At 47.2% G+C, this 12,282-nt stretch carries 12 protein-coding genes and 1 tRNA gene; 2 read left to right on the top strand and 11 right to left on the bottom strand.

All coding sequences use genetic code 11. From position 1 onward, the window contains the following. Positions 1–32: 32 nt before the first annotated feature. From DW657_RS05055 to DW657_RS05015, 9 genes are all read right to left on the bottom strand, one after another. Positions 33–497 (bottom strand): biopolymer transporter ExbD, encoded by a 465-nt coding sequence (locus tag DW657_RS05055; protein ID WP_118311642.1) that lies wholly within the window; start codon positions 495–497, stop codon positions 33–35. Beyond that, the gene (locus tag DW657_RS05050; RefSeq protein ID WP_118311641.1) at positions 494–1,093 is read right to left on the bottom strand and encodes a biopolymer transporter ExbD; all 600 of its coding nucleotides are present in this window, start codon (positions 1,091–1,093) and stop codon (positions 494–496) included. Before DW657_RS05050 ends, DW657_RS05055 begins: the two co-directional genes overlap by 4 nt. Positions 1,094–1,143: 50 nt before the next feature. After that, on the bottom strand, positions 1,144–1,587 hold the full coding sequence (locus tag DW657_RS05045) for a hypothetical protein (protein ID WP_233546613.1): 444 nt from the start codon (positions 1,585–1,587) through the stop codon (positions 1,144–1,146). A gap of 160 nt (positions 1,588–1,747) precedes the next feature. Then, the gene (locus DW657_RS05040; RefSeq protein ID WP_117661418.1) at positions 1,748–2,461 is read right to left on the bottom strand and encodes a MotA/TolQ/ExbB proton channel family protein; all 714 of its coding nucleotides are present in this window, start codon (positions 2,459–2,461) and stop codon (positions 1,748–1,750) included. A 33-nt stretch (positions 2,462–2,494) separates the two neighbouring features. After that, positions 2,495–2,582: transfer RNA gene (locus tag DW657_RS05035), tRNA-Ser, on the bottom strand. Between the two features lie 432 nt (positions 2,583–3,014). After that, on the bottom strand, positions 3,015–5,552 hold the full coding sequence (locus tag DW657_RS05030; RefSeq protein WP_118311639.1) for a beta-N-acetylglucosaminidase domain-containing protein: 2,538 nt from the start codon (positions 5,550–5,552) through the stop codon (positions 3,015–3,017). A 71-nt stretch (positions 5,553–5,623) separates the two neighbouring features. After that, the gene (locus tag DW657_RS05025) at positions 5,624–6,400 is read right to left on the bottom strand and encodes a TatD family hydrolase (protein WP_118311638.1); all 777 of its coding nucleotides are present in this window, start codon (positions 6,398–6,400) and stop codon (positions 5,624–5,626) included. Positions 6,401–6,426: 26 nt separating this feature from the next. Then, on the bottom strand, positions 6,427–7,401 hold the full coding sequence (locus DW657_RS05020; RefSeq protein ID WP_118311668.1) for a polyprenyl synthetase family protein: 975 nt from the start codon (positions 7,399–7,401) through the stop codon (positions 6,427–6,429). 46 nt (positions 7,402–7,447) lie between these two features. Further along, positions 7,448–8,185 (bottom strand): energy transducer TonB, encoded by a 738-nt coding sequence (locus DW657_RS05015; RefSeq protein ID WP_118311637.1) that lies wholly within the window; start codon positions 8,183–8,185, stop codon positions 7,448–7,450. Between the two features lie 159 nt (positions 8,186–8,344). Between DW657_RS05015 and porQ the strand changes: the two genes are divergently transcribed. Beyond that, positions 8,345–9,292, top strand: coding sequence for a type IX secretion system protein PorQ (porQ, locus tag DW657_RS05010; protein ID WP_118311636.1), 948 nt, complete (start codon positions 8,345–8,347; stop codon positions 9,290–9,292). A 57-nt stretch (positions 9,293–9,349) separates the two neighbouring features. After that, positions 9,350–10,042 (top strand): (d)CMP kinase, encoded by a 693-nt coding sequence (gene cmk, locus DW657_RS05005; protein WP_118311635.1) that lies wholly within the window; start codon positions 9,350–9,352, stop codon positions 10,040–10,042. Positions 10,043–10,312: 270 nt separating this feature from the next. On the opposite strand, the gene DW657_RS05000 is transcribed toward cmk, so the two are convergent. Then, positions 10,313–11,191 carry a 4-hydroxy-3-methylbut-2-enyl diphosphate reductase gene (locus DW657_RS05000; RefSeq protein WP_118311634.1) on the bottom strand — a complete coding sequence of 293 codons (879 nt, stop codon included), beginning with the start codon at positions 11,189–11,191 and terminating at the stop codon, positions 10,313–10,315. Continuing rightward, positions 11,191–12,255, bottom strand: coding sequence for a DUF1573 domain-containing protein (locus tag DW657_RS04995; protein WP_118311633.1), 1,065 nt, complete (start codon positions 12,253–12,255; stop codon positions 11,191–11,193). Before DW657_RS04995 ends, DW657_RS05000 begins: the two co-directional genes overlap by 1 nt. Positions 12,256–12,282: the final 27 nt, after the last annotated feature.

Here is a 12,282-nt window from a genome sequence, read left to right as displayed (position 1 = left end):
TAAATTAATATTATTTTTCCTTTTAGAGCATATTATTTCCTATTTTCAACAGCAGAATAGCTTATTTTCAGTGCTTTTGCCTGGCGCAGCGCCTGCTTCACATCGGTAATCACTCCCATCTTGGTGTCCTGGTCTGCCTTGATGGAAACGGTCATCAGTTTCTGGTCTTCAGGCGACATCCGCTTCTTCTCGGCTGAGATATAATCCTGCACATCAGAAGCACTGGCAAACTTGTCATTCATCTGTATCTGAGTACCTGAGCCGTATTTGCCCTGCAAATCCTTGGTTGGCTTTCCTATATAAATATGACTTACAGCCGACTTCTTGGTCAGGCGTGTGAGATTCTTTCCTTCCGGCATACGGCATTCCACCTTCAAGGTAACCTGTCGCATGTGGGTAACGATCATAAAGAAAAAGAGTACCGAGAAAATCAGATCCGGCAAAGATGACGTATTCAATTCCGGAACCGAATGTGATTTTTTACGAAAATTCATCATTTGGCGCCTCCTTTCTCCTGGGTTGACTGGGTTTCCTGTTTCTCTTCCGCATCAGCATCTACACTCTTGTCTTCATGAGTCATCGCATTGGCATACGACTCCGTAATGCGCTGAGGACAGAGCTTACGCACCTGCTCCTTCTGATCATTGCTCAAAAGCGCATAGTCTCTATGATATTTTTTCTGGGCTGCCTCATTGCGAAGTTGCGCATAGGCTTCCATCAACTCATTCTGCATCTGGAAATAGAGGTTGTAGTTGGCATCACGGTCGCTCTCAATGGAAATCAGATGCTTCTTACCCAGGCGATGTACCAAGCGGACGGTTTCCAGCTTCAGGTCTTCCAGCTTCATCGGCTGGTTGTTCACCAGCAGCGTATCTCCAGCCGTAAGATGAATCGCCATCAGACTGTTCTTATCCACTACCGATTCCTGCTGTTCCTTCTTCTGAGGTTCAGGCGAAGGAAGCTGGCGCAACAATCCCTTATCCACATCCATGGATGTGGTTACAAGGAAGAATATCAGCAGCATAAACGAGATGTCGGCTGTTGAGGTGGTATTCAATCCCGGAGTTTCGTTACGATTCCTTCTTATCAGCATTGCTTTATGATATGATACTAACTATTTTTTTGATTGATAATTACAGGCAGTTACTGCTTCTTTCGGATATATCGGGTGGCACCGAAGCAAACGGCTCCAATGCCTGCCAGCAACATCAGCAGCGAGGTGATGACAAACATATCAGAAAGTTTCAGCCACAACCAGTCGGCGTAGTTTTCGCCGTTGATGAGCATCGGGGCGGAACCTCCCAAGAGGAAGGTAAGAATCAGAACTGCCAGCAAGGTAAGCCAGGTAATGCGGAAGATACGACGCACCGGCACACCATTCACCACAGCTTCCGACTTGCTGCTCCGGTAATCCTTCACCATCGAATAGACCGCCAAGCCTATTCCTCCTATCAGGAAAAGCCACATCAGGAAGATGAGCACATCGGTAAAAAGAGGGGCATTGAAGTCGGGGTTCTCATCGAAAGGCAAATCATAGCCTATCAGATAGAACAGACCGAAAACCAGCACAGCCAAACCTATCATCATACGGAAAACCTTCTGAGATATCTGTTCGGCAGACTTGTTACATTGAACTTTGAACTTTGAACTTTGAACTTTCAACATGGAACTTTCAACTTTGAACTTTCAACTTTGAACTTTATGATTAGTAAAGCCGATGATTTTTTCACTCTTCGTTCTTCACTCTTCACTTATTCTTGGCGATAATATCCATTAAAGTTACAGCCGATTCTTCCATCTGACTGGTCAGATGTTCTACCTTGGAAAGGATATAGTTATAGAACACCATCAGAATCAAGGCAACAATGATACCGAAGATGGTAGTAATCAGCGCCACCTTCATACCCGAAGCCACGATGGTAGGACTGATATCTCCCGCCTGCTGAATCTGGTCGAAAGCCATCACCATACCAATCACCGTACCCAGGAATCCGAGGGAAGGAGCCATGGCGATGAAGAGCTTGATCCAGGAGCATCCTTTTTCCAGGTTGGCAGCCTGCACGGTACCATATCCACTTACCGAGCGCTCGATATCATCAAGATGCTCATCCATATGCATCAATCCCTGATAGCAGATAGAAGCTACAGGTCCACGGGTATTGCGGCAAAGTTCCTTGGCACCTTCCACATCCCCAGCCTCTACCTTCTGGTCGATATCCTGCATCAGTTTCTTGGCATTGATTTCAGAAAGACTGAGATAGATAATGCGCTCAATACAGAAAGCCAGACCCACAATGAGAGCGATGGCAACGAGCGACATAAAGCCGGCATTACCCTCTATGAACTTCGTCTTAAGAGCTTGATGAAATCCGATATTCTCGTCTTGTGCCATGACAGGCAGAGAACACATTACTGTGAAAATGAATATTGCGAAACGCGCAATAGCTGTATTTTTCTTCATAATCATATATACCTTATTATATATATAAAAAAGCGGAAAGAGGGGGATTCGAACCCCCGATTCCCTTTAGGGGAATACACGCTTTCCAGGCGTGCCTCTTCAGCCACTCGAGCACCTTTCCAGTTTCGAAGTACAAAATTATCACTTTTTATTCGAAAATCCACATATTCGTTTGCTTTTTACATTTCTTTAACTAGAGAACGTATAAAACAAGCGCCCTGAAAGGACAAAAGCATCTATTTTAAAGCTTTTGCCCTTTCAGGGCGTATGGCGTCTCCAAGAGTACAAGCCCGCTAGGCGTCCCGGCGGATTTGCAATCCGCCGTAAAAAAGGTTCGACCTATTAAAACCGGGGGATTTGTAATCCCCCAACAAAAGGAAAAGCATACTCCTTTGCTTCGGATTGCAAATCCGCAGAGGCTAAATAGGTTAGGACATTTTTTAACGCCGGATTGCAAATCCGGCGAGACGCCTAGCGGGAATAAAGAACTAGTTATCCCCTGCCTAGAGTATGGCGTCCTAGCGGACTTCCCCACTTGCAAAAGTTCTGTCCTTTACTTTTCAGGAATAATCTCGAAGATTTCGGCAGAACCATCCAGCTGAAGCTTGGCAGCCTTCTTCACCAATTCTATCTTGCAGAATGACTGATCGATGCTGGTGGTTGCCAATACCTTGCCCTTGGCATTCAACTGACGACAAACCAATGATTTGCCTGGAGCCAACTTCAACAGCAGGGTGTAACCCTTTACATTCTTTTCTACACCCATGGTAAGGGTGCCCTCGTTGGTGAATGAGGTGCAAGGGTTCTCATCGAAACCATACATCGCTGCCTGCAGATTGCCTGCCTCAACAGGGAAGCTCAAACGCTCTGGAGTAGTTGGGTTCACCTCGAAAGTACGGACTGCAGCCCAGTTGCGCTTGTCAGACTTCAACTTCTTGATGCGGATATAACGAGCCTCAACAGGAGAATCGGTCTTCCAGTTGATGACATACTGCTTCTTCAACTCACCGGTCAGCGCCTTCCACTCCTTCTTGTCAAGAGAATACTCCAGTACTGTATTGTCGAAGTAATCCACATCATCTACAGAGTTACGGCCCTGAAGGATTCTGACCTCAGAAACAGGACGAACACAACCTAAGTCAGCACCAATCCAATCGCCAGTGTTCTGACCATTACCTGATGTATAATAGGTAGTAGAATCGTTGTCAAACATTGCCTTGCTCTGGGTAGTTCTCAAGGTGGCATAAGTACCGATACCCTTATAGAAAGCAGGCACCTTGCCAGTCAACTTCTTGAAGAAGCCAGAAGCCATATCATCCATAGACTGCTCATAGAATGGCTGCAATACCATGGTTCCAGACTTATGCTTCTCGTAAGCAGCCACATCTTCCTTGCTCATACGGTTGTTTACATAGCCATCCCAGAATGCCTGGTCATTACCAGCCTTGTACTCCTTGATGAGCTGCATGGTCTTCAGACCACGGTTACCCAATTTGCCAAACTCGGTCAACCAAGGACGGAGTTCCTTCATCAACAAGGCATTCTTGCAGTTTGCCTCCATCTGAGCAGGTGCATTCTTCACCTTTTCAAATTCCTTCTGCAAAGCATTGAACTCAGCATCTGTAAAGTTGTCGATGCGGAAGCTCTTGGTTTCCCATGATTCGATACGGCGATAACCGGTCTCTGTATCGCATGAGTGCATGGCGAAGGTGCGATAAGCATCGTGTGCCTCTGGAGTCAGATCTACCAAACCACGCTCCCAGTTGTCGAGCGGATTATAGTTGGCGATATTCCATGCATAGTCAGCTACACCGTAGAGAGCCAGCTTGGAAGCCTCACCATGCTCCATTGGGTTGCTCACGAAACCACAGAGATCCTTGTTGGTCAGGTCGGTCTGCAAACCGTAGGTAGGACCCTGCATGATGATATGGCGTGCATAATCAGTAACTGGGAAGTTCCACCAGTAGTAAGCAGGGCGCTTGATACGGGAGTTCACCCAGTCAAGCGTCTCGCGGGTCAAGTCACTACATACCACATCACCTGTCCAGAATACATTGATGGATGGATCGAGGGTGTTACCGAAGATAGCCAAAGAACCGGTTGGTTTTGGATTCGCCCAGAGACGGGTATAATCGGTAGGACACATCACGAGCGGTGTAACATCACCCTTAGCCTTCACAAACTCCTTAGCCAAGCGGTTCAAGAGTTCTGACTGCTTCACTGGGTTGGCACCCTCGCCGGAAATATCATCAAAGAAGATAGCGAAAGAACGTACACCGAGGTCGTACATCAAGTCAAGCTTGTGAACCAGGTTCTGATAGTCTTCCTCGTTCCACTTGATATCCTGTCCAGGATGGATAGCCCATACGAAATCTACACGGTTGCGACGGCAAGCCTGTACGAGTTCGCTGATGTTCTTAGCCTCTTTCTCCGGATAAGGCAAGCGCCAGTTAGGGCAGCTGTGATAAGGATCATCCTTTGGACCATAGAGATAGGTGTTCATCTTGTTCTTTCCATAATAATCGATGAGGGAAAGACGCACCTGATGAGACCAAGGCTCACCATAGAAGCCCTCTACCACACCACGGTTTGGAAGATCAGGGTAGTCGTTGCAAGTGGTATAAGGCATCTGGCCCTTAGCCATCTCGCTGTTTACAATCTGGCGCAAGGTCTGCAAGCCATAGAAAGCACCACGCTCATCGTATCCCACAATCTGGATACCTTTGGCATCAGCCTTCAGGCTGTAAGCACCCGATACTGGCTTGACTCCTGCTTTAGCAGCAAGCTTCTCACCGAAATCGATGGTCAGGCGAATGCCCTTGGCGTTAGCGGTCAGGAACTTCACATCATCAGCAAACTTACCTTTCTTGTCAATCACCTTGACACCCTTCTGCAGGTCGAGTCGGTTAGCAGCATCCACATTCAGGAGATGTGGTGTAGGACTCACGATGAGTCCGTGATGATCCAGTTTCTTACCAGGAATCATGTGCACGTCCTGCTTTTCAGAACGCTGGCCGCTCAGGTCTTGTGCCTGAGTGCCCTGTGCAAATGCTGCCATCAACATAGCAGCCAAAATCACTTTTCTAGTCATAATGAATCGTTTGGTTTTAATATTAAGCTTATAATTTTTATTATTTCATAGGGGAAAGACGCTTTCCTGATTTAATTCAGCTGAAAGACGCTTTCTACATTCTTATTCGTCTGTTCTGCGAATTCCTCCTCACTCACTCCGTAGGCTTTTGCCAGAGTCTTGAGCACTTCTATCACGAAAGCGCTTTCATTGCGCTTGCCACGATATGGAACGGGAGCCATATAAGGACTGTCGGTCTCCAGGATGATGCGATTCATCGGAACCGCAGCTGGAAGGTCTTCTCTGAGATGACTGCTCTTGAAAGTAGAAACACCGCCGATACCCAACACGAAGTTATCGAAAGAGAGAAGCTCTTCAGCCTCCTTCTGATTGCCCGTGAAGCAGTGGAACACGCCACCAGGCAGGTCTTTCTGATATTGACGAAGCAAGTGCACCATCTCGTTCTGTGCCTTGCGGCAATGAATCATCAGGGGGAGACGGGTTTCTACCGACCATTTCACCTGTTCCTCGAATGCCTCCAACTGCTCCTGCTCGAACTCACGGCTCCAGTAATAATCCAGTCCGATTTCGCCAATGGCTATGAAATCGGAAATCTGCATCTTCCTGAGTTCAGCCAGCTGATCCTTCCAGTCAGCCTTCACCTCTTCAGGATGCAAACCGATCATCGGATAGGCATAACCCGGATATTCCCGACTCAATGCCAGGACAGCGTGCGTGGTCTTCACGTCGATGGCAGGCAAGAACACCTTGCCTACCCCCGCATCCCTGGCACGAGCGAAGGCTTCCGCTCTATCCTCATCAAACTCTTCTGCATCGAGATGAGTATGCGTATCTATTACTTTGAACATTGAACTTTGAACTTTAAACTTGATGATTAGTACTGGCGCTTCATCATTTTCTGTGCATACTTCGCCAATTCTTCCTTGCGCTCAGCAGGCACATTCACAGCATCAAGATACTTCTTGCTCTGCTCGAAGTAATAGACAATCTTATCCTGTGCCATCTTGTCGATACCGATCTCGTTATAGAGACGGGTAACAGCAGCCACCTTCTCATTGCGGTCGAATTCCTTGGCATCCACCCATTTCTGGAGTTCTGCACGCTGGGCATCGTTGGCATGGTTGAAGGCATTGATGAGCATGAAAGTCTTCTTGTTGGAAGTGATATCACCACCAATAGCCTTACCGAACACCTTGGAATCACCATATACATCGAGGAAATCATCCTGCAGCTGGAAAGCCAAGCCAATCTGCTCGCCAAACTTATAGAGATTGTCAGCATCCTCAGCAGAAGCATCAGCCAGGATGGCACCAATCTTTAGGGCACAAGCCAGAAGCACACTGGTCTTGAGGCGAATCATCTCGATATACTCCTCTTCCTTCACATCATTGCGGTTCTCAAACTCCATATCATACTGCTGTCCCTCTCCAATCTCAAGGGCTGTAGTAGTAAAGAGCTTCATCACCTTGGCAAGATGCTGATTGTCGCACTGTGCCATTCTCTCGTAAGCCAACACCAGCATACTGTCACCAGAGAGGATAGCAGTATTGGCATCCCACTTCTTGTGTACGGTCTCATGACCACGACGGAGGTCAGCATTATCCATCAGGTCGTCGTGCAAGAGCGTATAGTTGTGATAAGTCTCAAGAGCTATCGCATTCATCAGAATCTTCTCAGGATCATTCTTGAAGAGATTGTATCCCAAGAGCATTAAAACAGGGCGAATACGCTTTCCACCTAAAGAGAGTACGTACTTCACCGGTTCGTAAAGCGACAATGGTTTACGATTGTATGGGAGATTTGCCAGGAAATCATTCACCATTACCAATAATTCTTCTGATGTCTTCATATCTATCATATTTCTAATTTATAATATCTGATTTATAACTTGTCTTTTATAACTTGAATACCACCGGAACGGCAATCATAGTACGGCACACCTTGTTCTTGTCCATACCCGGTTTCCATTTGGGCATCATCTTCATCACGCGGAGCGCTTCAGCATCAAGGGCAGCATCCACCGAGGTACTTACCTTGGTATTGGCGATGCTTCCATCCTTGTTCACGATGAAGGTTACCACCACCGTGCCCTGTACCTTGTTGTTCTGCGCCACCTGCGGATACTTCAGGTTCTTGGTGAGCCATTGCATAAATGCCGACCAGCCTCCCGGAAACTCCGGAATCTTCTGCACCACGGTAAACTTGATAGGAGCCTCAGCCTGTGTATCTGCCGGATCCACTGCCGTCTCAGGAGCCGCCTCCTTCACGTCAGCCCCTTCAACTACACCCGAACCATCACCGATTACCAGTTCACTGGTAGTCGTGCTGATCTTTTCCGGAGTCTTCCTGACCATTTGCTGCTCGGTAGGTTTCACCTCCTGGGTGATAGCCTGCGAGGCAGGTGCCTTCGCCATAGCCTCCGCACTCACCATATCTTTCTGATCGGGCGGAGTTGACATTTCCATATCTTGCGAAAGATCCTCAAAGTTCTCTGCCCAGTCGTCATCTCCCTGCGGATTTCTGGAATATTGCAATCCTACAAAAAGAAGCGTAAAGGCAATAAGGAGTCCCAGCAGGAAAAAGGTTACCCGCTTGTCCTCCAACTGTGCACGATCTGATTTCTTTATTTCCACAATATCTATTATCTACTATTTGCAGACTTGTTCACCCGTTTTTGGGGGCCAAACTGCAATATTTTACATTCTCTTTCGTTATTTTCTACGAAAACATTGCAAATTTACGTCTTATTTCTCAAAAAAGCCGTATCTTTGCCAAAGAATTAGATATTTTAAATGAAAAAAGTTGTTTTTTCCATTATATTGACGCTTTTCGCGACAAAAATGGGGGCTCAAGAGAGTCAGACGGGGTATAACTTCCTCCGACTCCCCGTCAGTGCCCATGCTGCCGCCTTGGGAGGCGATAACATCACCTTGATAGAAGATGATGCGGCACTTGCTTTCCATAACCCAGCCCTGCTGGCGTCGGTGAACGACCGTACCCTCAACTTCAACTACATGAACTATATGAAGGGGGTGAATATGGCATCAGCTTCATTCAACCGCATCGCCGGAGAGAAGGCTTCGTGGGCGGTATCGGCGCAGTATGTGGATTATGGCAAGATGAAGCAGACCGATGAGAACAACATCCAGATGGGTGAATTTTCGGCTAAGGATATCTGCCTGGCGGGTACTTTCTCCTACCTGCTCAGCGAACGCATCGTGGGTGGCATCACCGCCAAATTCATCACCTCGTATATCGGTGATTACAACTCCATCGCCATGGGAGTGGATCTGGGACTCAACTACTACGATTCGGAAGAAGAGTGGTCGGTTTCCGCAGTAGCCAAAAACCTGGGTGGACAGCTCAAGGCTTATGATGAAGAATACGAGAAGATGCCGATCGACCTACAGGTGGGTGTCAGCAAGCACTTCATCAATACTCCCTTCCGCGTTTCAGCCACCTTGGTGAATCTGAACCATTGGGATAAGGGACTCAGAAACCATGCGGTATTAGGTGTCGATCTGCTTTTGAGCGAAAGCCTCTGGGTGGGAGCCGGCTACAATTTCCGGCGCCACGATGAGATGAAAATCGTAAACGGAGAAGATGAGACCAGCAGCCATGGAGCCGGATGGTCGTTGGGTGGCGGTATCAATCTGGAGCGCTTCCATCTCAACATCGCCTACGGCAAATACCATGTCAGCAGCAATAGTCTGCTGCTGAATATCGACTACAGATTATAGAATACGGATTATAGAATACAGATTTATAGAACAGATAAACTTTTCAGATTTAAAGACATGAAGAAGATTACAATAGCAATTGACGGTTACTCTTCTTGTGGAAAGAGTACCATGGCAAAGGATCTTGCCAAGGAAATCGGATATGTGTATGTAGATACAGGTGCCATGTATCGCTCAGTTACGCTCTACGCCCTGCGCCACCAGCTCTTCGATGAGGATGGCAAGGTAAAGGTAGCAGAGTTAGAGGCTGAGATGCCAAACATCCACATCTCCTTCAAGTTCAATGCCGAAACCGGTCGCCCTGACTGCTACCTCAACGGTGAGTTGGTAGAAAAGGAGATCCGCTCGCTGGAGGTTTCCAATCACGTAAGTCCTGTGGCAGCCATCCCATTCGTAAGAGAGGCATTGGTAGCCCAGCAGCAGAAGATGGGCGAAGACAAGGGCATCGTAATGGATGGCCGTGACATCGGTACCACCGTTTTCCCTAACGCAGAACTGAAGATCTTCGTTACGGCAAGCTCTCAGGTAAGAGCACAGCGCCGTTTCGATGAGCTCAAGGAGAAAGGAATGCCTGCCGACTTCGAGGCTATTCTGAAAAACGTAGAGGAGCGTGACTATATTGACACCCATCGTGAGACTTCTCCTTTGCGCAAGGCTGATGATGCCATCACACTCGACAACAGTGAGATGACAATTCCGGAACAGAAGGAATGGTTGATGAAACAGTATCAAAAAGCCGCAGAAAAGTAACAAAAAGCTACTTTGTCGTAGAATGCCCAAAGACGATTGCAAAAATATATTAAAATTTCAGTTTTATATAAAAAAACTGCCATTTTAAAGAATTGGCTTTGCAAAAAAACGTTGTTTTATTTATCTTTGCAGACATAATGACAAGGTAGTAATGATATAGATTATAAATTTTGAGTTAATTACTGTTTTTTGAAGGTGATAAGTCCTCGTGAGAAGATTTATCACCTGTTTTTATTTGATGAGATGAATCATCAGATTACCTGTTTCTCTTTATGATAAGGTATCCTTGATGATTTTCTCCTTGCATTCTTCCATCAGCCATTTAGGAGTACTGGTAGCACCACAGATGCCTACGGTATTCACGCCCTTCAACCAATCCATATTGATTTCCTCGGCACTCTCTATCTGATAGCTGTTAGGATTCACACTCTTGCACTCCTTGAAGAGCACCTTTCCATTGCTGCTCTTTCTGCCACTGACAAAGAGGATGACATCATGCTTGCTGGCAAAGGATGCGATGTTTGGCATTCTGTTAGCCACCTGGCGGCAGATGGTATCAAAGCTCTTGAAGGTTGCGCCCTCTACGATATGCTCCTGGCAATACTCGATGATGCGATGGAACTCATCCAGACTCTTGGTGGTCTGGGAATAGAGATAGATATCACGGTTGAAATCCAACTTACCTACTTCCTTCAGATGCTCTACATCCTCCAACTTCTCTACCACGAGGGCATGACTCTCGGTCTGTCCTACCAGACCCAACACCTCGGCATGACCTTTCTTGCCGAAGATGACAATCTGCGCCTCAGGATTGCTCACATACTGCTTCTTGATGCGGCGCTGCAACTGGAGTACTACCGGACAGGTAGCATCAATAATCTCAATATTGTTCTTCTCTGCCAGCGCATAAGTCTCAGGCGGTTCACCATGGGCACGAAGCAGCACCTTCACATCGTGAAGCTCCTTCATCTCCTCATGGTCGATGGTGATGAGTCCCGCCTCATGCAGGCGCTCCACCTCCATACCATTATGCACAATATCACCCAGGCAGTAGAGTGTACTGCCCTTTTCCAACTCTTCTTCAGCTTTCTTGATGGCAGTGGTTACGCCGAAGCAGAAACCACTACCATGATCTATTTCTATCTGCATTACTTTACATTTATTCTAATTACAACTTTGGCATTCTCCGGATCATTGGTAATCATGAGAATACGAGGATGCTTGGCACGCGACTTCTTCAGATCGGCAGCCACGGCTGTCACCTTCATCTTCACGGTCTCTCCCGGCTGAATCTTGCTCTTCTTCAACTGTACCTGCAAGCCCATGGTAAACATCTGCATGCTTCGGATATCCAAAACCGACTTACCCCTGTTGGTAACCAGGATTTCACCCTTGCGCTTCTTCTTGCCGTTGAAGCTTCCCAGATTCAGATCGGTAGTAGAGAGTTCCACCTTCGGTGCCTGTTCCTTCTGCTCAGCAGTCAACTTGTCGAAACTTGGCAGGAGAACGGCAGAAACCACGATTTCCTTCTCTGGAGCAATCTTGTCACCAGGACGCTCACCCAGATAAACAGAAGTCTGATTCAAGCCGAAATCACGCAGCTTCTTCGAATCCAGCACGAAGGTAATCTCTGCGGAACGGTGAGGAGCCACCTTGGATGGCGAAACCGTCGCCTGGAGATAGTTAGGAAGATGCATGACCACAGGTTCCATCATCTCCTCTGTAGGATTGAAGATATGGATGCGCTGTACCGGACGGTCGCCACGGTTCACGTCATCAAACTCCACCTCCTGGACATCCGACTTGAGTTCGCCAAGCAGTTCATCATACGGACCTGCGAAATCTACCACATTGCTCACTACCCTACCACGCATAGAGAGGATAAAAGGTTCCTCCGATGCATTGCTATAGAGGCATATCTGCTTGTGGAAGGTGCCCATCTGCTTCGCATCATACACCGCCTTGACCAAGAAGCTGTCGCCAGGAGCCACACTGTTCTTCGGATACACCACCTCTGTACATCCGCAACTCTTATACACCTGATGGATGATCAGCGGTTTGCTGCCCTCATTCTTCATCAGGAACTCAGCGGTCACCGGCTTGCGGAATACTACCTGTCCACAATCCACGATCTCGTTCTGAGTACTTATTTTCTGTGCCGACGCAGACACCGCCAACAGCGATGAAAGCATCAATATATTCATTCGTTTCATACTATTCTATTCGTAATTATCAATCCT

Source organism: Prevotella sp. AM23-5 (assembly GCF_003473645.1).
In the GTDB taxonomy this organism is placed as follows: Bacteria; Bacteroidota; Bacteroidia; order Bacteroidales; family Bacteroidaceae; genus Prevotella; species Prevotella copri_A.
The sequence above is the reverse complement of the archived record's forward strand: the minus strand, read 5'-3'. Positions and strand labels throughout refer to the sequence as shown.

Excerpts from the sequence above, each read along its gene's own strand:
- DW657_RS05050 (WP_118311641.1), bottom strand. The coding sequence starts at position 1,093 with ATGCTGATAAGAAGGAATCGTAACGAAACTCCGGGATTGAATACCACC.
- DW657_RS05045 (WP_233546613.1), bottom strand. The coding sequence starts at position 1,587 with ATGATGATAGGTTTGGCTGTGCTGGTTTTCGGTCTGTTCTATCTGATA.
- DW657_RS05025 (WP_118311638.1), bottom strand. The coding sequence starts at position 6,400 with ATGTTCAAAGTAATAGATACGCATACTCATCTCGATGCAGAAGAGTTT.
- DW657_RS04995 (WP_118311633.1), bottom strand. The coding sequence starts at position 12,255 with ATGAAACGAATGAATATATTGATGCTTTCATCGCTGTTGGCGGTGTCT.
- cmk (WP_118311635.1), top strand. The coding sequence starts at position 9,350 with ATGAAGAAGATTACAATAGCAATTGACGGTTACTCTTCTTGTGGAAAG.
- DW657_RS05030 (WP_118311639.1), bottom strand. The coding sequence starts at position 5,552 with ATGACTAGAAAAGTGATTTTGGCTGCTATGTTGATGGCAGCATTTGCA.
- porQ (WP_118311636.1), top strand. The coding sequence starts at position 8,345 with ATGAAAAAAGTTGTTTTTTCCATTATATTGACGCTTTTCGCGACAAAA.
- DW657_RS05020 (WP_118311668.1), bottom strand. The coding sequence starts at position 7,401 with ATGAAGACATCAGAAGAATTATTGGTAATGGTGAATGATTTCCTGGCA.
- DW657_RS05000 (WP_118311634.1), bottom strand. The coding sequence starts at position 11,191 with ATGCAGATAGAAATAGATCATGGTAGTGGTTTCTGCTTCGGCGTAACC.
- DW657_RS05055 (WP_118311642.1), bottom strand. The coding sequence starts at position 497 with ATGATGAATTTTCGTAAAAAATCACATTCGGTTCCGGAATTGAATACG.
- DW657_RS05040 (WP_117661418.1), bottom strand. The coding sequence starts at position 2,461 with ATGAAGAAAAATACAGCTATTGCGCGTTTCGCAATATTCATTTTCACA.